This window comes from Bacillus sp. NTK071 (genome assembly GCF_017303315.1).
Classification (GTDB): Bacteria; Bacillota; Bacilli; order Bacillales; family Guptibacillaceae; genus Guptibacillus.
Genome location: NZ_JAFKOI010000002.1, coordinates 113,343 through 135,165 on the forward strand (window position 1 = coordinate 113,343; position 21,823 = coordinate 135,165).

At 39.3% G+C, this 21,823-nt stretch carries 27 protein-coding genes and 2 riboswitches; of the genes, 2 read left to right on the forward strand and 25 right to left on the reverse strand.

From position 1 onward, the window contains the following. Positions 1–34 precede the first annotated feature (34 nt). A riboswitch (FMN riboswitch) is annotated at positions 35–182 on the reverse strand. A 26-nt stretch (positions 183–208) separates the two neighbouring features. The 22 genes from JI666_RS04795 to JI666_RS04900 all read right to left on the reverse strand — a co-directional run bounded on the left by JI666_RS04795 (position 209) and on the right by JI666_RS04900 (position 18,284). After that, positions 209–646 (reverse strand): peptidylprolyl isomerase, encoded by a 438-nt coding sequence (locus JI666_RS04795; protein ID WP_048309178.1) that lies wholly within the window; start codon positions 644–646, stop codon positions 209–211. Positions 647–738: 92 nt separating this feature from the next. Next, entirely contained in the window at positions 739–2,058 is a 1,320-nt protein-coding gene (gene lysA / locus JI666_RS04800) for a diaminopimelate decarboxylase (protein ID WP_206889487.1), read from the reverse strand. A 101-nt stretch (positions 2,059–2,159) separates the two neighbouring features. After that, positions 2,160–2,348: riboswitch (Lysine riboswitch) on the reverse strand. 46 nt (positions 2,349–2,394) lie between these two features. After that, entirely contained in the window at positions 2,395–3,888 is a 1,494-nt protein-coding gene (locus tag JI666_RS04805) for a spore germination protein (RefSeq protein ID WP_206889489.1), read from the reverse strand. Further along, complete coding sequence (gene spoVAEA / locus JI666_RS04810; RefSeq protein WP_206889491.1) at positions 3,869–4,450, reverse strand: stage V sporulation protein SpoVABEA; 582 nt, start codon at positions 4,448–4,450, stop codon at positions 3,869–3,871. The genes JI666_RS04805 and spoVAEA overlap by 20 nt, the downstream gene beginning before the upstream one ends. Before the next feature lie 5 nt (positions 4,451–4,455). Beyond that, positions 4,456–4,806 (reverse strand): stage V sporulation protein AE, encoded by a 351-nt coding sequence (spoVAE, locus tag JI666_RS04815; RefSeq protein WP_206889493.1) that lies wholly within the window; start codon positions 4,804–4,806, stop codon positions 4,456–4,458. After that, the gene (spoVAD, locus tag JI666_RS04820) at positions 4,806–5,819 is read right to left on the reverse strand and encodes a stage V sporulation protein AD (protein ID WP_206889495.1); all 1,014 of its coding nucleotides are present in this window, start codon (positions 5,817–5,819) and stop codon (positions 4,806–4,808) included. Before spoVAD ends, spoVAE begins: the two co-directional genes overlap by 1 nt. 13 nt (positions 5,820–5,832) lie before the next feature. Then, positions 5,833–6,291: a stage V sporulation protein AC gene (spoVAC, locus tag JI666_RS04825; RefSeq protein WP_206889497.1), complete on the reverse strand. Its 459-nt coding sequence runs from the start codon at positions 6,289–6,291 to the stop codon at positions 5,833–5,835. Continuing rightward, positions 6,291–6,722: a stage V sporulation protein AB gene (locus tag JI666_RS04830; protein WP_206889499.1), complete on the reverse strand. Its 432-nt coding sequence runs from the start codon at positions 6,720–6,722 to the stop codon at positions 6,291–6,293. Before JI666_RS04830 ends, spoVAC begins: the two co-directional genes overlap by 1 nt. Next, complete coding sequence (locus tag JI666_RS04835) at positions 6,719–7,336, reverse strand: stage V sporulation protein AA (protein WP_206889501.1); 618 nt, start codon at positions 7,334–7,336, stop codon at positions 6,719–6,721. Before JI666_RS04835 ends, JI666_RS04830 begins: the two co-directional genes overlap by 4 nt. 162 nt (positions 7,337–7,498) lie before the next feature. Beyond that, a complete protein-coding gene (gene sigF / locus JI666_RS04840) occupies positions 7,499–8,254 on the reverse strand; it encodes an RNA polymerase sporulation sigma factor SigF (RefSeq protein WP_206889503.1) in 756 nt (251 codons plus the stop codon). A gap of 12 nt (positions 8,255–8,266) precedes the next feature. Then, on the reverse strand, positions 8,267–8,707 hold the full coding sequence (spoIIAB, locus tag JI666_RS04845) for an anti-sigma F factor (protein ID WP_206889505.1): 441 nt from the start codon (positions 8,705–8,707) through the stop codon (positions 8,267–8,269). Further along, the gene (gene spoIIAA / locus JI666_RS04850) at positions 8,707–9,057 is read right to left on the reverse strand and encodes an anti-sigma F factor antagonist (protein ID WP_136947338.1); all 351 of its coding nucleotides are present in this window, start codon (positions 9,055–9,057) and stop codon (positions 8,707–8,709) included. The genes spoIIAB and spoIIAA overlap by 1 nt, the downstream gene beginning before the upstream one ends. Before the next feature lie 100 nt (positions 9,058–9,157). Further along, positions 9,158–10,336, reverse strand: a complete 1,179-nt coding sequence (locus JI666_RS04855; protein WP_206889507.1) for a D-alanyl-D-alanine carboxypeptidase family protein — start codon at positions 10,334–10,336, stop codon at positions 9,158–9,160. Positions 10,337–10,532: 196 nt separating this feature from the next. Continuing rightward, positions 10,533–11,834, reverse strand: a complete 1,302-nt coding sequence (locus tag JI666_RS04860; protein ID WP_206889510.1) for a pyrimidine-nucleoside phosphorylase — start codon at positions 11,832–11,834, stop codon at positions 10,533–10,535. Between the two features lie 22 nt (positions 11,835–11,856). After that, positions 11,857–12,687 (reverse strand): purine-nucleoside phosphorylase, encoded by an 831-nt coding sequence (locus tag JI666_RS04865; RefSeq protein WP_414635126.1) that lies wholly within the window; start codon positions 12,685–12,687, stop codon positions 11,857–11,859. 19 nt (positions 12,688–12,706) lie between these two features. Further along, positions 12,707–13,885: a phosphopentomutase gene (gene deoB / locus JI666_RS04870; protein ID WP_206889512.1), complete on the reverse strand. Its 1,179-nt coding sequence runs from the start codon at positions 13,883–13,885 to the stop codon at positions 12,707–12,709. Positions 13,886–14,027: 142 nt separating this feature from the next. Next, a complete protein-coding gene (gene xerD / locus JI666_RS04875) occupies positions 14,028–14,918 on the reverse strand; it encodes a site-specific tyrosine recombinase XerD (RefSeq protein ID WP_206889514.1) in 891 nt (296 codons plus the stop codon). 12 nt (positions 14,919–14,930) lie between these two features. Further along, complete coding sequence (locus JI666_RS04880; RefSeq protein WP_286170598.1) at positions 14,931–15,158, reverse strand: YqzK family protein; 228 nt, start codon at positions 15,156–15,158, stop codon at positions 14,931–14,933. A gap of 96 nt (positions 15,159–15,254) precedes the next feature. Beyond that, entirely contained in the window at positions 15,255–15,734 is a 480-nt protein-coding gene (gene fur / locus JI666_RS04885; protein ID WP_206889516.1) for a ferric iron uptake transcriptional regulator, read from the reverse strand. A 120-nt stretch (positions 15,735–15,854) separates the two neighbouring features. After that, positions 15,855–16,496, reverse strand: coding sequence for a stage II sporulation protein M (gene spoIIM / locus JI666_RS04890; RefSeq protein WP_206889517.1), 642 nt, complete (start codon positions 16,494–16,496; stop codon positions 15,855–15,857). A gap of 82 nt (positions 16,497–16,578) precedes the next feature. After that, positions 16,579–17,739 (reverse strand): endonuclease Q family protein, encoded by a 1,161-nt coding sequence (locus JI666_RS04895; protein WP_206889518.1) that lies wholly within the window; start codon positions 17,737–17,739, stop codon positions 16,579–16,581. Positions 17,740–17,750: 11 nt separating this feature from the next. Continuing rightward, on the reverse strand, positions 17,751–18,284 hold the full coding sequence (locus tag JI666_RS04900) for an NUDIX hydrolase (RefSeq protein WP_206889519.1): 534 nt from the start codon (positions 18,282–18,284) through the stop codon (positions 17,751–17,753). 118 nt (positions 18,285–18,402) lie between these two features. Here JI666_RS04900 and mciZ point away from each other — a divergent pair, with 118 nt between their 5' ends. Further along, positions 18,403–18,561 carry a Z-ring formation inhibitor MciZ gene (mciZ, locus tag JI666_RS04905; RefSeq protein ID WP_206889520.1) on the forward strand — a complete coding sequence of 53 codons (159 nt, stop codon included), beginning with the start codon at positions 18,403–18,405 and terminating at the stop codon, positions 18,559–18,561. Between the two features lie 73 nt (positions 18,562–18,634). On the opposite strand, the gene JI666_RS04910 is transcribed toward mciZ, so the two are convergent. Beyond that, entirely contained in the window at positions 18,635–19,174 is a 540-nt protein-coding gene (locus JI666_RS04910; RefSeq protein ID WP_206889521.1) for a cysteine hydrolase family protein, read from the reverse strand. Positions 19,175–19,320: 146 nt separating this feature from the next. On the opposite strand from JI666_RS04910, the gene JI666_RS04915 reads away from it, so the two are divergent. Continuing rightward, a complete protein-coding gene (locus tag JI666_RS04915; RefSeq protein ID WP_206889523.1) occupies positions 19,321–20,232 on the forward strand; it encodes an aldo/keto reductase in 912 nt (303 codons plus the stop codon). Positions 20,233–20,439: 207 nt separating this feature from the next. Here JI666_RS04915 and JI666_RS04920 read toward each other — a convergent pair whose 3' ends face one another. Continuing rightward, complete coding sequence (locus tag JI666_RS04920; RefSeq protein ID WP_206890366.1) at positions 20,440–21,108, reverse strand: CoA transferase subunit B; 669 nt, start codon at positions 21,106–21,108, stop codon at positions 20,440–20,442. 10 nt (positions 21,109–21,118) lie between these two features. Next, the gene (locus JI666_RS04925; protein ID WP_206889525.1) at positions 21,119–21,805 is read right to left on the reverse strand and encodes a CoA transferase subunit A; all 687 of its coding nucleotides are present in this window, start codon (positions 21,803–21,805) and stop codon (positions 21,119–21,121) included. Between the last annotated feature and the right edge of the window lie 18 nt (positions 21,806–21,823).

Genomic DNA, 21,823 nt, shown 5'->3' on the forward strand with positions numbered 1-21,823 from the left:
TCTGAATCTATGATTCAAAAGGAAATTGGTCACTTTTTTCCTTCTCCCATCCAGACTATACTGTCGGTTCTGGTTTCTCACCAGATCCACCGTTTGCTTTTGCAACCGGGTCACGGACTTAGCTAGCGTTATCGCCAGTCATCACCGCCGGTTGGGACTTTCACCCGACCCCGAAGGAAAGTATTTTAGTTTTTAGAATAAGGAAGGACTATTCTTCGTCCCAGACCTTAACTTCTTTCATTACGTCACCTTGCTTGATGCGAAGAACTGTATCCATGCCGTCTGTTACTTGACCGAAAACAGTATGCACTCCGTCAAGATGTGGCTGTGGTTCATGAACAAGGAAGAATTGGCTACCGCCAGTATTCTTTCCAGCATGTGCCATAGAAAGGGAACCTGCTTTGTGCTTATGAGGGTTACCTTCTGTTTCACAGTCAATTGTGTAACCAGGACCGCCCATTCCAGAACCTGTAGGGTCGCCACCTTGAGCAACAAAACCAGGAATAACGCGGTGGAAGTTTACTCCGTTATAGAAGCCTTCGTTTGCAAGTTTCTCAAAGTTTGCTACTGTGTTAGGTGCTTCTTCTGGAAAGAATTCAATTTGAATTACTTCACCGTTTTCAAATGCAATTGTACCTTTTTTCATTAGTATATCCTCCTGCACAAACAATTTTCTTAAAATCTCTTTCATTATAGCACAGACTAAAGCTCTTCCATATCATTTCTACTTATTGAATATTATTTTGAAATAATCACCTGTTTTAGTGGCAAATCATGACGAATCAAATCTTCATATGACTCTCTTCTCACAACGAGACTTGCTTCACCATTTTCAACAAAAACAACTGCCGGCCTTGGAAGACGATTATAATTATTAGCCATCGAATATCCATACGCACCTGTTGAGAAAACAGCCATTGTGTCTCCTGCAACTGCTCCTTGCAACTCGCAATCCCAAATGAGCATATCACCTGACTCACAGCACTTCCCTGCAACTGAATAAAGATGATCACTTGGTTCAAACATTCGATTGGCAATCGTTGCTTCATATTTCGCTTGATAAAGAGCAGGTCGGAGGTTATCACTCATGCCTCCATCAACAGCTAGGTAATTTCTCAGCTCAGGAACTTGTTTATGTGAACCAACAGTATAGAGTGTAATTCCTGCTTCCCCTACAAGCGACCGACCTGGTTCAATCCAAATTTCCGGCATAGTCATTTCTATCTCCAGTTGGCTTTTAACAGTCTTAATCATTGCTTCAATATAATTTTCTACCGGTAAAGGCTCATCATCAGATGTATAGCGAATTCCGAATCCACCACCAAGGTTAAGAACTTCCGGTTCAAACCCAAAAGATTCATACCATTTTGAAAGGTAACTATATATTTTCTCAATGGCCATCACAAACCCAGTCGTTTCAAAAATTTGTGATCCAATATGGCAATGAAGACCCAAAAGATGAATTTGCTTCATTTCACGTGCAGATTCAATCGCTTCCTCCACCTGACCACTTTGCAAGTCAAATCCAAATTTCGAATCCTCTTGACCTGTTAAAATATAATCGTGTGTGTGCGCTTCTATTCCAGGGGTAATTCGTAACAATACATTTGCTCGCACCCCTTTTTCTTCTGAAAGTTGTTCAAGTAAAGACAATTCATAGAAATTATCAACAACAAAACAGCCAATTTCAGCATCCAGTGCCATACGTATTTCTGCTTCACTTTTGTTATTACCATGGAAATGAATACGTTCGACAGGAAATCCTGCCTGAAGAGCTGTATATAGCTCTCCGCCAGATACCACGTCAAGACTTAAGCCTTCTTCTTCTGCCAGCTGAATCATTGCCACACAGGAGAATGCCTTGCTTGCATATGCTACCTGGTATTTAATTTCTTCACGTTCAAAGGCGTTTCGAAACGCTCTCGCTTTCTCTCGAATCATTGAGACATCATATACATACAAGGCAGTCCCAAACTTCTTCCCCAATTGAACGGTATCTACCCCTCCAATTGTTAAATGTCCTTCCTCTGAAATCGCTGATGTACCATATAGGTTCACATCTTTCTCCCCTCTCGCTAATGAATTATGCGAGCACCCTCCATACAATAAGAAAAACAGCCAACTATAGATACATTGGCTGTTTTCTCCGTATCCTCACGAGTTGGATTAGCTCACCACTGAAAGAAATTCATCTATCAGTGACAGTCTGCAGCTTATTCAGCAGCAGCCCAGCAAGAAAAGGTTGGTCCTTTATCCCACTTCGGCAAATTGACCTTTCAGATACCTTCTTCGCAATCCATTATATGCTCAGATACCTTACTCATTCTTATTGCGCCTCTATCCCCATTACTTTAAATGAGGTCTATTCTATTAAGAAATAAATTACCACACATTTTACGATTCAGCAAGTGGTTTGTCCGGTTGCTTCGTCTTATTTTGTGGCTCCGTAATACTTGGTCGGAGCTTAGTGAGCGGGACTGATACGCGAATAAGGATTTGCAAAAAAGCTTTCGGATTGAACGGAATAAACGGCCAAAGATAAGGAGTATTTAACGGCTTTAGAGCAACTAGAAAAAGTATGACTGCTGTCACTCCAATAATGTACCCCGGCACTCTGAAGAAGAAGACCAATACAAGAAGGAGAAGCCGAACGATCTTATTCGCAATAGATAGTTCATAACTTGGCGTAGCATAAGATCCAATAGCAGCAATCGATACATAAAGAATAACCTCAGGTACAAACAATCCTACATCAATGGCTATTTGACCAATAAGCACCGCAGCAATGAGCCCCATTGCGGTCGACAAAGGGGTAGGAGTATGAATGGCTGCCATCCTGAGCATTTCAATTCCTATTTCCGCGAGAAGGATTTGTATAAAGATTGGGACATTGGTTTCATCATTTGGTCCAATGAAATCAATCGACTTAGGCAACAGTTGAGGTTCATAAACGGATAGAAGCCAGAGCGGCAACAACAAAAGCGCTGCAAGCATACCTCCAAAACGCACCCATCTTAGAAAGGCACCTGGTAGTGGCGCTTCACGATATTCCTCAGCATGTTGAACATGGTGAAAAAATGTCGTCGGAGTAATAATTACACTAGGAGAAGTATCAACAATAATTAATACATGACCCTCTAATAAATGAGCAGCGGCAACATCTGGTCGCTCTGTATACCTAACAAGAGGAAAAGGATTGCCTGCTTGGTGAACTAGAAATTCTTCTATGGTTTTATCAGACATCGGTATTCCATCTATGTTAATTTCACTTAATTTCTTTTTAATAATCTTGATTAGGTTAACATTCGCTACATCTTCAATATAAGTAATACATACGTCCGTCTTTGATCGTTCGCCGATCTGAAGAATTTCATTTCGTAATCGGCCGTCCCTAATACGCCTTCTCGTTAGAGCAGTGTTTTCAATAATGTTTTCCGTAAAGCCATCTCGAGAACCTCTAATTACTTTCTCCGTATCAGGTTCTTGTGGTGTTCTTCCAGGATATTTCCGAACATCAATAATATAAGCTTGTTCTTCGCCTTCCATGAATACGGCAATTAACCCTGAAAGAACTTGATCCACAACCTCATCAAACGTTTCAACAACTGTAACTTGTTGATGAGGTAAATGATTATGAATAACTTGTTCAAATTTTACGGTTAACCGATGATGTTCATCAAGATCCATTAGTTCACGCATGATTTCAACGATAATGGATGTATCACAGAGACCTGTACAATAGTAGAATTGAATTTCTTTATTTAATATTTTTAATTTACGCACTCCAACGTCAAAGCTCTTGCCAATTCCTATTGACTTTTTTAGGAATTCTTCATTTTCTTTTATTTTCTTAAATATTTTCTGTTTGTTATTTATCTTGGATGTCATTAAAACCGCTCCTTTCGAGCAGAATTTCAACAGCTTTTAACGTAATGGGAGAACCGACCGACGGATCATCAATACCAGACATTTTACCTATATCTCCAACACCGACAATAATGGGGATATTTAACTTATCTAGAATAGATACCGTATCACCATCTATTCTTCCTGCCTCCATATCAGCGAAGCCATTTTTATCTACTCCATAATGAGTCAGTTCGCCAGCCCGATCAATTGACACATCCACTCTTGTCCACTCAGAGAAGTGTGTTCTTGACGCGACTGCAATTGCTCCGAGAACTTCTATGTTCTCATCTTCTGCTACCGCCTGCATTGCAAGTTCTCCATACCCTTCACCAGGAAAACCACTATCATCAAACATAACGAAAACTGGATCATGAGGTGTTTGATGAATGAGCGAGACAATTTCATAACCAGCGAGCGGGCTAGGATTACCTGCTGACTGACTTATACACCTTCCTCCAATATCTGAAGCTACCTTTTCGATTGCTTTTTGTGCGTATAGATCCCCGTCGGTTACGAAAACGACCCGTCGCTTTTTGTCCATTGATCTCACCCCTTTGGTTTAAATATTATTGCTACGATAAAACCAAAAACGATTGCTGAAGAAATCCCTGCTGAGGTTAGTTGAAAAATCCCCATTGCAATTCCTATAAATCCGTGTTCCTCACCTTGTTGCATAGCTCCATGAAGTAATGAATGTCCAAAGCTTGTGATCGGCACAGTCGCTCCTGCACCAGCAAACTCAATTAACCGATCATAAATTCCAAATCCATCAAGCACAGCACCGATAACAACAAATAAAGACATAACATGTGCCGGTGTTAATTTGAATATATCCAGAAGGAGTTGTCCAACAACACAAATGGCTCCACCAACTGCAAAAGCGATGAAATATTCCATTAGCTAACACCTCCAACACGCTCAAATACAACGGCATGAGCTATAGCAGGCATGCTTTCTTTTTGTTGTATCATCACGGGGCTATGCAAACATCCAGTTGCCGCCACAAGAATTTTGTTATACATCCCTTTTCTTAGAAGCTCCATTAAATGACCGTATGTGACTACCGCAGAACAGGCACAACCACTTCCACCTGCAAACACTTCTTTCTGATCTGGTCGATAAACCATTAACCCACAATCATTGTGGTTATTTGTAATATCAAACCCCTTTTCAAGCAGTAAATCTCTTAGGATAGGAGAACCAATAGAAGAAAGATCACCCGTAACAATCAGATCATAATCTGTTGGTAATACATCAAAGTCATTAAAATGAGCGGCCAGTGTATCTGCTGCAGCAGGTGCCATTGCGGAACCCATATCGAATGGATTCTTTATTCCCCAATCGACAACCTTTCCAATTGTAGCTGCAGAAATTCGAATATCAGAGCGCTCCCTTCCGATTAGGGCAGCTCCAGCTCCAGTTACTGTAGAAGTTGCGGTTCCTGGCTTTTGCCCACCGTATTCAGTTGGATAGCGAAACTGACGCTCGGCTGTTGCGTTATGACTGCTTACACCAGCTATTGCGTAGTTAACAAATTGCCCATCTACAAGTGTGGAAGCAATCGCGAGAGACTCCATAGATGTTGAACAAGCACCGAAGACTCCTAAAAACGGAATTTGGTTTGTTCTAGCTGTATAAGTGGCGCTGACAATTTGATTTAATAAGTCACCAGCTACAAATACATCAATATCTTCCTGCACCATTTCTTTCTTTTTCAAGCAGGCGTTTACAGCATCTTCAAGTAATTTCCGTTCAGCAAGTTCCCAATTATCCTGGTCACAATGAAGGTTTTGATACGTAACATCAAACTGATCTCCGAAAGGACCTTCTGCCTCTTTAGGACCAACAGCTGTCCCGACAGATTGGACATAAACATTTTGGAATTTCCACGATTGCTTTCCTAACTTCATCTATGTTCTCTCCTTATAGCAGGGCTTTATAAACCATTCTAATCATTCCTACAATATAAGCTGCAACTACTCCAAATACGATAACAGAACCAGCAAGCTTAAACATGTTTGTTGCAATCCCAAGCACAATTCCCTCGCTTTTATGTTCCAATGCAGCACTTGTAATGGAATTTGCAAAACCTGTAACTGGAACAGCTGAACCGGCACCAGCAAATTGACCAAGTTTGTCATACCACCCGAAGGCCGTCAAAAGAGCCGCAAAAAGAATCAAAGTGGCAACTGTAGGATTACCTGCTGTTTCTTTTGAGAAATCAAAAACATTCATATAGAAATTTTGAATCGCTTGACCTAACATGCAAATTAGTCCACCAACTACAAAAGCCTTTAAGGCGTTGAGAACATATGGCGGTTTAGGTTGATAAGATTTGATGTTTTTCTTGTATTGCTCCTGATTATTAAGTGATATAGACATTAATTTGATCCTCCATCTACAAAGATTGTCCAATGAAATAGGGAACCGAAAACTTTCCCGAGTACAATCGCCATTAATAGGATTAGAATTTTATCAATAAATCCAATTCGTTTTGTGAGAATAGGTAGTACATTAAGAACCTCTGTCAACGCAGCTGCTAACATGCCAATAAAAATACCTGAGCCGAGCCCTATTGGAATCACCGCAACTTTAGGTAACCCTAGTGTTGGGTTACGAAGTGAGAGCCAACTTGAGACAACAGCGCCAATAATGATACCCCATTCATAATAACGAATAAGGTGTACTGTCTTGGATAGCTGAGTTAGTCTTGGAATAATTCCCAGAACGGATAGAAATGCTACAAAACCTGCTCCAACTGCAATTCCTTCTGCAAAACCAATTAACATAACAAAGATGAATTGTACATTCATGGTCTTCTTTTCTCATTCTCTTCATTTTCATGAACAATGACATATTGGTCGAGATCCTGCTGATAGTTAAACATTTCTACCTCTAAAGGACTTGGTTCCTCATTAAAGCGCTTTTTAAATAAGTGATTGAAAAATAGAATCATCCCAATTCCTAACCCTAGAGAGTAAGGGACTTGCAGTAGAAGAGGCTTAGGGTTATCTATTCCTGTCACAATTTTATAGATCTGCTGGTGAACTTCCCTCATGCTTACATCTTCATGAAAGTTCATTATGGCAAGTGCAGCACCTATAAATAAAAGACACCAGATGAGCACAAAATATACCGGCGCTAACTTCTTTTTCGGAAACTGCACCTCTATAATGGTTTGCGCTGGCCCAACCACTTGAATCTCAAGTTCTGGTATACCTCTTTGAATGACCGTTATCACTTTCATAATATCAATAACAATCAGGTTTTTATCTTCCTTGGTGATTTGATAAATTGGCATTTTCTCTACTTTGGAGCAAAACTCATCATCGCCAATGAGTTGGGCAATATCACCAATAACCAATCGAGCATTTGGGGTCACTTTGTTTTTCTGTCTAAGTCGAAGGTAGATCAATGCATTTTGCATATATCCTCCGCCTCCTTATTCGAGGGGCATATTGCTTATAGTATGTTTCTGCCAATTAACTCTCATTCTAAAGGCACTGATGTTCCATTAATTCCCTCGGAATGAATACCCGTTACGAAAGTCAGTACATTTGGCAAACAGATCCACAAAAAAACAGACGAGCTATTTGCTCATCTGTTCCTTAATTTGCTTTAATATTTTCTTTTCTAGTCTTGACACCTGTACCTGGGAGATTCCGAGACGTTCTGCTACTTCCGATTGAGTTTGATCCTTATAATATCTTAAATACACAATTAACCTTTCTCTTGTATCAAGATACTGAAGTGCTTCCTTTAGAGCAAGCTTATCAAACCACGCTGTATCCGTATTATCAGCAATTTGATCCAACAATGTAATTGGATCACCATCATTCTCATAAACGGTTTCATGGATTGAGGAAGGTGCTCGTACAGCTTCCTGTGCCATAACTACTTCTTCAGGCGTTACCTCTATTTTTTCTGCTATTTCATTAATTGTAGGAGTTCTTCCAAGCGATTTCGATAATTCATCCTTCGCTTTTCGAACTTTATTTCCCGTTTCCTTGAGTGATCGGCTTACCTTAACGGTTCCATCATCTCGAATAAAGCGCTGAATTTCGCCAATGATCATAGGAACTGCATAGGTGGAGAATTTAACATCGTAACTGAGATCGAACTTATCAACGGATTTTAACAAACCTATACATCCGATTTGAAATAAATCATCCGCTTCATACCCTCGATTTAGAAATCGTTGAACAACGGACCAGACAAGCCTCATATTTTTTTGTATAATAAGATCTCGTGCGTCCTGGTCCCCGTCCTGACTTTGTTTAATCAATTCCTTCACTTCATCAGGCTTTAGTTGCGACTGTTTTCCTTTTCTAACCTCCACGTCCATATGCAGGTCCCCTTAATTACATAGCGCTTTATTTTTTGATAGGTACTTCATTAAGTGAATTGTCGTACCTTGACCGCTCGCAGATTCCACTTTCACTTCATCCATGAAATTCTCCATAATTGTGAATCCCATACCAGAACGCTCAAGCTCCGGCTTTGTCGTAAAAAGCGGCTGTCTTGCCTCATCTAGATCTTGAATCCCAATTCCATTATCACGAATTGTTAGATTGACAGTATCATCGTTTAACTCAACCGAAATAAATACTTTTTCTTCTGAATTTTCTTCATATCCGTGAATAATGGCATTTGTAACAGCCTCTGATACTACCGTTTTAATTTCTGTAAGTTCGTCAACAGTTGGATCAAGCTGTGCAATAAAAGCAGCAACAGTTACACGCGCAAATGACTCGTTTTGACTGAGAGCTGAGAATTCAATGTCCATGCGATTTCTCATTACGCCACCCCCAGAGTTGCGAGGGCATGCTGCTCGTCCGCCTCAAGCCTCACGATTTTGAATAATCCTGACATTTCGAATAATCTCTTTACTGGTCCCGAAATGGAACAGACTACCATCTCACCGCCAAAACTTTTCACCTTATTGTACCGTCCAAGAATGACACCAAGACCAGAACTATCCATAAACGATAGTCCCTCAAGACTGAGCACAATATGTTCAATTTTGCGTTCTTCAATAATCAGGTCTACCCTGTCTCTTAGCTCTTCAGCTGTATGATGATCCAGCTCCCCATCAAGTCGAATCAAAAGAACGGGATGTCTAACTTCAAGATTGATCGAAAGACTCACGTAACATTCCTCCTCATGTTTGCTTGTGAGTTTTTTCTCTCTTTACAGGGTCAATTCCTTCTTCGTGACAAAACTAGTGCCCGTTCGATTAAACTTTTAATCACCTGACATGATGAGAAGGTGTTTTGGCGAACTGTGCAGCTGTCCGTTTCATTAACTGCCACCATGAAGCGGAATGAATATTTTCAGAAGAAAGAACAGGAGAAGTGGCAGTTACATTTCCATCTATTTTCACTGACAACACCCCAACTTCATCACCCTTCTTAATTGGGGTCTCAATGTGATCATTCATTTTAATAGAGGTTGTAATATCACCATTTTCTTGCCCTTTCTTTAATAAAACAGATACTCGTTCAGAAGTGATAACATTCATTAGCGATTGATTACCTTTATTCACTTCAACTTTTTTAACTGTATGATGACGATCGAAAAGCTTTTGAGTTTTATATTGAGAAAAAGCATAGTCAAAAAGCTTTGAAATTTCTGCATTGCGAGCTTTAGGGTTTGGAGCACCCATAACCACTGCTACAACTCGCATATCATCTCTTTTAGCTGTTGCAGTCAAACAATACTTCGCTTCCCTAGTAAAGCCAGTTTTCAAACCATCAACTCCGGGATAGAATTTCACTAATTTATTCGTATTAACAAGCCAGAATTTCTTATCTGAATCTTGTCGTAAATAATCTTCATATAATCCTGTGTACTTTGTTATTAATTCATATTTCAATAACTCTTTGGCCATTAATGCCATATCATTAGCCGTAGAATAATGGTTCTTAGCGGGTAAACCTGTAGGATTAACAAAGTGTGTATTTTTAAGTCCCATTTCTCTTGCTTTTTCATTCATCTTGTTAACGAACTCTTCTTCTGAACCTGAAATTGCTTCTGCCATAGCAACAGATGCGTCATTACCAGAAGCTATAGCAATTCCTTTCAGCATATCGTTAACCGACATCTCTTCACCGGCCTCAAGAAAAATCTGAGATCCACCCATTGATGCAGCATATTCACTTGCTCTAATTTTCTGGTCGAGATTTATTTTTCCACTCTCAATCGCTTCCATTATTAAAATCATTGTCATGATTTTCGTCATACTTGCAGGAGGAAGCTTCTTATCACTCTCTTTTTCGAATAATACTGCACCTGTATCTCGCTCAATTAGAATAGCAGATGAAGAATTCTCTGCGATTTTTGTCTTAGCTTCTTCTGCATTTGCAAAAGTTGGAACCAGCAAACTTCCTCCTAGCAGGATGGCGAGCAACGTTGCAACAACTTTCATAGGTGATCCCTCCATTCTTAGTATTACAAGGTTTTCCATCCTACTGGAAAAATATACGAATGTCCATTCAGTATTTGGATAAAAATACAATACCAGAAAGTAAAAGGTATAATTTGAACATAGAAGAACATTTATCACAGAATGTAACTAGAGAATACAAAAAAGCCTCCATTCATGGAGGCTTTTCGAATGCTATTTAGTTAATGACTTTATAAATTAATTGATGCTTATCGCGCGCTTCTTTTGAGAGCGTATAAGCTTCGTTGATTTTGTCGATTGAATTTGTCGGTTCTTCATCATCACTATGAAGCACAACGAGCGCTTCACCTTTAGTTACTTGATCGCCTACTTTTTTCTTCAGCGTTATCCCGACGCCATGATTAATATCATCATCTTTCGTTGCTCGACCTGCACCAAGGTACATGGCTGCTACGCCAATCGATTCAGCATCAATTTCAGCTACATACCCATCTTGCTGTGCAGTAACTTCAATATGATACTTCGCCTGAGGAAGTTTCGATAAGTCATCAATGACACTGACATCACCACCCTGTGCTTTAACAAGGGTTCTAAATGACTCAAAAGCTTTTCCATTCTGAAGGTTTTGCTCAAGAGTTTTATAAGCTGAGTCAAAATCATCGAATGCACCAGCAAGGACAGTCATATGCGAAGCCAATTCAAGTGAAAGAAGACGAAGGTCTTCGATATTTTCACCTTGCAGGACCTGACAAGCTTCACGGACTTCATTTGCATTACCAACTTCAAATCCAAGCGGTTGATTCATGTCACTGATAACAGCAACTGTATTACGACCAAGGTTATTTCCGATGTTCACCATTTCTCTCGCAAGTGCTTCAGAATCCTCTAGCTTCTTCATGAATGCACCCGAACCTGTCTTAACATCTAATACGATACCATCTGCTCCAGAAGCAAGCTTTTTACTCATGATTGAGCCTGCAATTAAAGGAATCGAATCCACAGTAGCTGTTACATCACGAAGAGCGTATAACTTTTTATCAGCAGGGGCAAGGTTTCCGGTTTGACCTGCAACAGAAAGTTTGTGCGTATTCACATTATTAACGAATTCTTCTTTCGTCATTTCAATATGAAAGCCATTAATTGATTCGAGTTTATCAAGCGTTCCACCTGTATGCCCAAGCCCGCGACCTGACATTTTTGCAACTGGAACACCTACTGATGCAACCAATGGTCCAACAATGAACGTTGTTTTATCACCAACACCACCTGTTGAGTGCTTATCCACTTTATGACCTTCAATAGCAGATAGGTCGATTGTCTCACCTGATTCCACCATTGCCTGTGTTAATAAAGCAGTCTCATTAGACTCCATACCATTAAAATAAATTGCCATCATTAGGGCTGAAGCCTGATAATCAGGAATATCACCTTTTGTATACCCTTCAATAAAGAAGTTTATTTCTTCCTTTGTAAGTTCCTTACCGTTACGCTTTTTTTGAATCACATCTACCATTCTCACCAGAATAGCTCTCCCTTCAGCTCTATACCATTTTACTAACTATTGTTTTAACAAGTAATAAAAAGTTCGATTTAACTAATTCAGTCGTTTCAATCACTTCATCATGATGGAGTGGTTGATCGAGAATACCAGCTGCCATATTAGAAATGCAAGAGATTCCAAGGACTTCCATACCAGCATGTCTTGCAATAATGACTTCAGGAACAGTTGACATACCAACTGCGTCTCCACCAAGCGTTCTTAACATACGTACTTCGGCTGGCGTTTCATATGTCGGTCCAGTATTTCCAACGTACACGCCAGACTGGAGTTTCAAACCGAGGTCTTTAGCTGTTTCTTGAGCAAGTTGCTGCAAGTTTACAGAATAGGCTGTTGACATATCAGGAAATCGTGGTCCAAATTCGTTACTGTTAGGTCCTATTAAAGGATTTGTACCAAAGTTATTAATATGATCAGCAATAACCATTAAATCACCAGGTTGAAACTCTTCATTAATACCGCCTGCAGCGTTTGTAACGATAACTTTATCAATTCCTAGCTCTTTCATTACTCGAACTGGGAACGTTACTTTATCCATTGGATAGCCTTCATAGAAGTGAAATCTCCCTTGCATGGCTGCGACAGTTTTTCCATTCAATGTGCCAAATACAAACTGTCCAGCATGTCCTTCAACCGTTGACACAGGAAAATTAGGAATATCACTATATGGAATTTGCACAGAATTTTCAATTTCCTCAGCAAGGACACCAAGACCTGAACCTAAAATAAGTCCAATTTCAGGGTGTAACTCTCCTACCTGCTCCGCGATATAAGACGAAGCGTCTTGAATTTCTTGTTTAACTACAGTCATCATTTGTTCCTCCTCTTAATTCCTACAACTTGTCAAGAAAGCTTGTACCATGTTCCGGCAAGCTCACTTCAAAATTTTCAGCAACAGTCGCGCCAATATCAGCGAACGTTTTGCGGATACCAATGTCCTTACCTTCTTCGATTCCTTTATGATAAGCAAGCAATGGAACATACTCTCTTGTATGGTCTGTTCCATGATGTATTGGATCGTTCCCATGATCAGCTGTAATTAAAAGTAAATCATCATCTTCCATTCGTTCTAACACTTCAGCAAGTCTCACATCATACTCTTCTAACGCTTCACCATAGCCTTGAGGGTCACGTCTATGTCCGTAGAGCGCATCGAAATCCACAAGATTTAAGAAGCTGAGCCCTTCAAATTGCATTTGTTGCGTCTCAATTAATTTATCCATGCCATCCATATTCGATTTTGTTCGAAGAGATTTGGTTACTCCCTCTTCATCATAGATGTCTGAAATCTTCCCAATGGCAATGACATCTTTGTCATTGTCTTTCAATTCGTTCATGACGGTATGCCCGAAAGGTTTTAGAGCGTAATCGTGACGATTGGATGTACGTTTAAAATCGCCTGCTTCACCTAAAAATGGTCTGGCAATAATGCGGCCAACCATGTATTCTTCAGCTTTTGTCATCTCTCTTGCAATCTCACAAATGTGGTACAACTCATCCAATGGAACGACATCTTCATGGGCAGCAATTTGAAGAACTGAATCTGCTGAAGTATAAACAATAATTGCTCCTGTCTTCATGTGCTCCTCACCAAGCTCAACAAGAATTTCAGTACCTGAGGCTGGTTTGTTTCCGATAACCTTGCGTCCAGTTCTTCTTTCAAGTTCAGAAATTAGGTTGTCTGGAAATCCATCTGGAAATGTTCTGAATGGTTGCTCAATATGAAGCCCCATAATCTCCCAGTGGCCCGTCATCGTATCTTTCCCATTAGATGCTTCCATCATTTTAGTGTAATGAGCCATTGGTTTCTTAGCTTTTGGTACACCGTTTAACTCACGGATGTTACCTAGCCCTAGCTTCTCCATATTAGGCATCTTAAGACCGTTCATATGTTCTGCAATGTGTCCGAGAGTATCGGCACCTTTATCATTAAACTGTTCAGCATCCGGCGCTTCACCAATTCCTACTGAATCCATCACAACTAGAAATACTCTTTTAAAACGTTTAGTCATCTTAATCCTCCTCTTCTGAATCTACTTCAATTACTATTCCCTTTAGAAAACAAAAAACACGCGCGTGAATGCGTTTCCGAAACTAGAAAAAAGAAAAAATCTGGTCATAGACCAGATGCGCTTTCTGGATAAAAGCCTGTCCTCAGGCTCTTGGATGATAGGTTGAATAGATATCCTTCAACCTTGCTTTCGTCACATGTGTATAAATCTGCGTTGTTGAAATGTCAGCATGTCCAAGAAGTTCTTGAACTGCTCTTAAGTCGGCACCATTTTCTAATAAATGTGTTGCAAAAGAATGTCTTAATGTATGTGGAGTAAGTGGCTTTACAATATTCGCTTTAATTGCAAGCTTTTTAAGCATTTTCCAGAAGCCTTGCCTTGATAACCTTTCACCACGATGATTTAGGAATAACGTATCTGTTTTCTTCTGCTTCATCAGCTGTGATCTTCCTTCATCAAGATAAGTTGTCAAAGCATCTCTGGCCATTTTACCCAAAGGGACAATTCTTTCTTTATTTCCTTTACCAATTGTCCGAATGAACCCCATAGTAAGATGGACATCTTCCATCCGTAAATCTACAAGCTCTGATACACGTAAACCAGTTGCGTATAGTACCTCTAACATCGCACGATCCCTTTTACCATATGGGGTCGAATAATCAGGCGCTTCTAAAAGCTCTTCCACTTCAGAGGTTGAAAGAATCTTGGGAAGCTTCCTCTCCGTCTTTGGTGTTTCAATATGTACTGACGGATCCTGATCCACTGCCTTTTCCCTTAACAAAAATTGATGAAAAGAACGTATGGAAGCAATGTTTCGGGCAATGGTTGTCGAAGCTTTCCCCTGGTCTTTCAGTTCATATAAGTAGTTCACAATATGAACACGACGAACTTCATCAAGTGAAACAACCGCTTCTTTTTCTTTTAGATGAACCACGTATTGAGCTAAATCCCGTCTATATGCATCGAGAGTATTTTTGGACAAGCTTCGCTCAACAATTAAATAGTGTAAAAAATCCTGTACCTGATCTTCCATTGTAAACGCTCCTTATTCACCTGTCTGGTAAAACAAACCGAGCCTTTCAAGGAATGTATGCTGCGTATTGGTTTCCATTTGAACAACTTTCACTGCTTTCCCCTGTGGCACATCATACCGGTGATAATTCTGGTATTCTTGATTTACCCATAGAATTCCGAAGTAAAACAGTAATGTGCATCCTGTAAACAGCAAGAAAACTTTCATAGTATCTAAAACAAGTAATAGACCCCTTCTCAATCTAACGCACCTCCATCTCTAGTAAAAGATATGCCAGCGATGGAGATTTTTATACATCGTTAGGTATTATTAGGGTCTAAATAGTAGTATTAACAATTATGAATGGTTAGCTGCTTGTTCCTGTTGTTCTGAATTCTCTTGCTTTTGACAACGATAACAGATTCCATGGAACGTTAATCTATGATCCTTGATCTTGAAATTCCAGTCGTTCTCAACAACTTTTTCTACATCGCCAAGTAAATCATCCTGTATCTCATCCACTGCTCCGCATTCAATACAAACCAAGTGATGATGAAAATGGGCAGCACCTTCTTGCCTGAGATCAAATCTTGAAACACCGTCTCCAAAGTTGATTTTATCAACAATTTTTAATTCAGCAAGAAGCTCTAGCGTTCTATATACAGTTGCAAGACCAATTTCAGGAGATTTTTCTTTTACGAGAAGATATACATCCTCTGCACTCAAGTGATCCTCTTCATTCTCAAGAAGAACTCTAACGGTTGCTTCTCGTTGAGGAGTTAGCTTATAGCTTTGAGAATGAAGGTGTTTCTTAATTCGATCGATTCTGCTTTCCATATCCCATTTCCCTCCCTCGATCGATGCCATTTTCATTATAAGCAGTAGGAAAAAGGGTGTCAAATTAAAATCATTATCATTCGATTTTTGTAATGATTATTAATTGATAATAACTACACCTCAATTGAAGTCAACTACTGCTTTAATTAACCCTGGTGATAAATAAGCTTCAAACCATGCTGCAATACAAAGAACGCCGAGTGCACAAATAACAAGAGCTGAAAATCTCATGAAAGGAGGTAGTATTAATTCCGTTCTTCTTTTCATAAACAGTTGTCTCATTAGCCTTAAAGAAAAAGTTAAGGAAGCAGTGCCTACAACAATCATAGCTGGGACAGCAAGGATGTTTTGAGGGAAAACCGAAACAAATGCAAGCATAAACCCTTTCCAACTCATCTGATTAACAAGAAATCCTACGGTAAAACCAACAACAATACCTTTAAGAAATAACATAATTAGTACGATTGGAAGTCCAATAATAGTTAGACCTAGAATCCACATCAAACCAATGTATTTAACATAGTGAGTAAAGCTTTGTTGAAACATTTCAGAGGCTGTAGCAAATTGTCCGTCAGAGACTTGTCCAAAGAATCTACTTAAATAAATGGCAAGATCTTCTTTTTGAGTAAGACTTAAACTATTTACAATAATAGCTCCGAATACAATCCCCATTAGAAACAACACAGCAATGAATGTGTATAGTGATAAATGATCTGATAGATGGGCAGAAATAATCTGCTTTAACTGCCTACTCCGATTCATAAGACGTCCCCCTTCGCACTACCTTTGGTTAAGTCTATGAATCGGGATAAAAAGGTATGACAGTATTGCTAGATTGACTCTTCTAGCCAATTACTTTGCCGTATGTACCCCCGCCACCTTGTTTAAAGTTGAGATCCCCTTGCCTTGAAAGTACGATTAAGTGAGCAAGCTTATCCCCAACAATGCTTGCAAGTTCATCCTTCTCAGCTCGGTGAAGAATGTTCATTTCTGTTCCAAAATAATCGAGCAGTCGATCCAACGTTTTTGGACCGATTCCAGGGATGAATTCAAGTGGAACGTGATGAATATAAGGAGGACGAGCTGGTGAGCTAGAACTAGAACTAGAACTTAATTCTTTGATTCGATTGGATACTCCTTTAATAACATGTTTGCTTCCACATTTCCTACATTGATTTCCACTCACAATGCTGTTGCAATCAGAACAAATTGTTTCATGATACTTCCCTAGTTCGGGGTTTAGTCCATAATTTGCTATGATTTCACAACCTTCAACTCCCATAATTGCCTTCTTCCAATCAGTGAAGGTTGGAGATTGGAGGAGCATATGCTGGTACTCTCTAGCAATTTTTGGTGTAGAATGCGCATCGGAATTCGTTAGAAAGGTGTAAGCATGAAGCTCTTCAATTTGATCAGCCATCATTGTATTTGAAGACAATCCTAGTTCAACAGCATCAATTCGTGTAGGATCAAATACTTCAGAAATAGATTGGGCAACCCCTTTACCATAAACGCTTTTAAATGGCGTAAAAATATGAGCTGGAATAAACAGACCACCTAGCTCCTTTGTTTTCTCCTGAACGACAATGGCTTCTTCATATATCCTCTGTGAACTTAAGCTAATATTCTTCATCCTAGTTCTTAACCACTCTGAAAAATGTTTCATTTGTGCCATATTTGGCAAATACACTAATACATGGATCGGGCCATTGCATTTATGGTCATAGATTTCGATTTCAGATCCTAGAACAAGTGTAAGCGAATCAATTCTAATTCCTCCGTTTTCTAGCTCATACCCCTGACCATCAGAGATTCTATTCTCAAGCTCCTGAATCACTTCAGGAACGTGACAATCAATGATTCCAATCATATCTAATCCTTTTCGCTTAGACGATTCAGTGAGTATGCTTGAGAGAGTGAGGGAGTTGGAACCAGTTATTTTAACAGCCTTTCCAGAAACCGTCCTTCCAATATGGATATGAAAATCAGCATAAATGTTTTGCATGGATATCACCTTTACTTCATTTTCAAATACATTAACGCATACGCTGTTTTTGCATCATGAATCTCTTCTGTTTCAAGCATTTCTTCCATTTCATCTAAAGATAAATGGAGTACATCAAGAAATTCATCTTCATCAGCAGCTTGCTCACCTTTTTTCTCTAAGCCCTTTGCTACGTATAAATGGACTAGTTCATTCGCAAATCCAGGCGAAGTATAGAAAGAAATAATCTTATCTAAGGATTCACATGTGTATCCTGTTTCTTCTTCAAGCTCTCGAACAGCCGTTACTTCAGGCTTTTCTCCAGGTTCAAGTTTACCAGCAGGAATTTCAACTATGGCTTTACCTAAAGCTTTCCGATACTGCCTTACAGCTAATACCTTATTATCCGATGTAATCGCAATAACAGCCACTGCTCCAGGATGATCAATTAATTCACGCTTGCTTTGTTTTCCATTTGGTAATTCGACGTCTTCTACTCTTACATTAATAATTCGACCTTCATAAATTGTTTCTGAATGTAGGGTCTTTTCATATAGATGGTCCATTGATAACTCATCTCCTCGTTCTAAAAATTCGGTACGATACATAAAGTCTATCACAAGAGACAGATAATAGGGAAAGTAAGGCATTCCATTATGTATCGATCTATTAGGAGGTTTTGATATGAAAGTTTACATTCAACCAAATGGTGTAACGATGGTAGGGAAACCAAAGCAAATTCAATTAATGCTTAAACATTATATGAATTATTACGATACCATTGAAGAATGGGTTAAAGCACCATCCATTCGAACAAAATCACATTTACGCTTAATACAATAAACCCTTAACGTATTTCACTAAGAATAGTTCTAGTAACTAAGAAAAGCTGCCTACGAAAGGCAGCTTTTCTTAATTATCGGACTTCAGTTTTGAAGATTGTTTGCATTTGCTCAAGAAAAACATCATGATGAGCTGTAAAAGTTGCCATACAAGACCTATGAGCAACCGTTTTGAATCCTCTTGCATAAGCACCATATGCAGTTAAGAAATCACAAATGTCCGTACAAACTCCAGAAAGGTGTACCGTTTCAACATTTCTTACTTTTAATAATTCCTCTAAGTTCGTTTGAAAAAATGCATCATATTCTGGTTTTGGAACATATGAGACGAGTTCATGAGTTTTATTTTCTTCATACCAGTGATACAAATCTCCATATAATTCCTGCCCCCACGTCCCTTTAACATTGTGTACTGGCCATAGTTCGAAGTGAGAATCTTCTTTTTCGTGTGAATCCATACAAACCACAACTTCTTTTCCTTCACTAAGAAAGGAATTAGCAAGTGAAACAATATTCGAAACCACTGACTGCCCTTTTCCCCCTACTGTCAGTCCACCATTATCATGAATAAAATCATTACTCATATCGATAATTAATAGCGCTTCATTCCCCATCACACCGCCTCCTAATGCCATTACTATAGCAAGAGATCACACAGATGACAAGACAACTAAAATGATATAGATATTCAAATTATTGGCATCAATACTCCTATCACGGTACACTTAATACAGGTATATTATGGGAGGTATTGATATCAATGAGGAAAAATCAACTTGGGAAATCAGAACTTTATGTGAGCGAAATCGGATTAGGAACAATGTCACTCGGAACAGATCGTGATAAAGGAATTGCGTTAATCCATGAAGCACTCGATAACGGAGTTAATTTCATTGACACAGCCGATCTGTATGATTTCGGTTTAAATGAAGAAATTGTAGGTCACGCCCTCGAAGGAAGAAGAGATTCCGTCATCTTAGCTACTAAAGGTGGTAACCACTGGGAGGAAGGTAAAGACGGCTGGTTCTGGGATCCATCCAAAAAACATATTAAAGAAGCCTTGAAAGATAGCCTACGTCGTTTAAAAACAGACTATATTGACCTGTATCAATTACACGGTGGCACAATTGAAGATCCTATGGATGAAACGATTGAAGCTTTTGATGAATTAAAACAAGACGGGCTTATACGAGAGTATGGGATTTCAAGCATTCGGCCAAATGTTATACGCGAATTTGTTAAACGTTCATCCATCGCTTCTGTTATGATGCAATATAGTGTTCTGGATCGAAGACCAGAGGATGAAATACTTGATCTGTTAAATGAAAACGAAATTAGCGTCATTGCACGTGGACCACTTTCAAAAGGGATGTTAACTGATCGTTACGAAGAAAAAATTAAAGAAGATGGATTCCTAGATTATTCAAAATATGACGTCTTGAACATTGCTAAACAACTAGCCGAGTTAAAAGGTGATCATCGCAATATGACACAAACAGCCCTTCGATACGCGCTTGCTCACCCCGCAGTAGCGACCGCTATACCTGGGGCAAGTAAGAGTGAACAGCTTCTTGCTAATTTAACAACCCAGAATGCACCGGAGCTATCACTTGATGAAGTAAGAAAAATACGCGAAATTTCAAATGCGAATAAATATGATAAGCACCGTTAACTTATAAAAAAGAGCGCAGTCATGACTGCGCTCTAACTCTTATTAAAAGGCTTTTTTCGTAGACATTGTTGCTATAGCTGGTAAATTTCCGCTCCAATCAGCTACATCAGCTACGTGTGGTTTTTTACTCAATGATTAATTGAAAAGCAACAATCTTTTAGTAAAGAGCCAATTAAAAACAAACCACCAAAATTTTAATGCTAACTTTTAGAAAGCATTCAGTTGGACATCGCCAATAATGATGTCAGGTTCTGTGGATTCTTTAATATCATCAATACTAAACCCAGTTGCAACTTCTATAAGCACAAGACCTTTTGCTGTCACATCAAAAACGGCTCGATCTGTAATAATGCGATCGACAACACTTTTACCAGTTAATGGAAGTGTACAGGCTGATAATATTTTCGGTTCACCATTCTTATTAACATGGTCCATGATAACCACAATTCGTTTTGCGCCGTGAACGAGATCCATAGCTCCGCCCATTCCTTTAATCATCTTACCCGGTATCATCCAGTTTGCAAGGTCTCCATCTTCGGATACTTCCATTCCTCCAAGGATCGCTACATCAATATGGCCACCTCGGATCATTGCAAAAGATTCAGCGCTATCAAAATATGAAGCACCTTGCATAGAAGTAACTGTTTCTTTTCCAGCGTTAATTAAATCAGGATCTACTTCACCTTCAGAAGGATATGGTCCAATTCCTAAAAGACCGTTTTCAGATTGCAAGACTACCTTTTTTCCATCTGGTATATAGTTTGCAACCATCGTTGGCATGCCGATTCCTAAATTCACATAAAAACCATCATGAATTTCTTTTTCAGCACGTCTTGCGATTTTTTCACGAACTGCTGCTTTATCTACTTTAACCATCATAATCCTCCTATCGCGTTGTTAGCCGCTCAATTTTCTTCTGCTGCTCTCCTACGATTACTTTTTGAACATAAATACTTGGAGTATGAATATGATCTGGATCAAGTTCTCCTACCTCTACAAGTTCCTCAACTTCAGCAATCGTAACAGTACCAGCAGCAGCAATCATCGGATTGAAATTCCTTGCCGTCTTGTTATAAACCAGATTTCCCATCACATCACCTTTTAGAGCACGTATTAGAGAGAAGTCTGCCTGGATCGCATGTTCTAATAAATAGTCTTTACCATCGAAGCTTCTCACTTCTTTCCCGTCTGCAATAGGCGTTCCAACACCAGCAGGAGTGTAGAATGCAGGGATACCTGCGCCACCGGCTCGAATACGTTCTGCTAAAGTTCCTTGTGGAATTAATTCTACCTCAAGTTCTCCAGAAAGAACCTGACGTTCAAACTCTTTGTTTTCTCCGACATAAGAGCCGACCATCTTCTTAATTTGCTTGTTTCTAAGTAACAAGCCAAGTCCCCATTCATCTACTCCACAGTTGTTTGAAATAACAGTTAAATCCTTAATTCCTTTGTCTCTAATCGCGATAATTAGATTCTCAGGTATGCCAACAAGTCCAAATCCACCTACTAAAATCGTAGCGCCATCATGAATATCTCGAACTGCTTCATCAAATGAGTTCAGTATTGGTTTCATTAATAAAAGCCTCCCCTT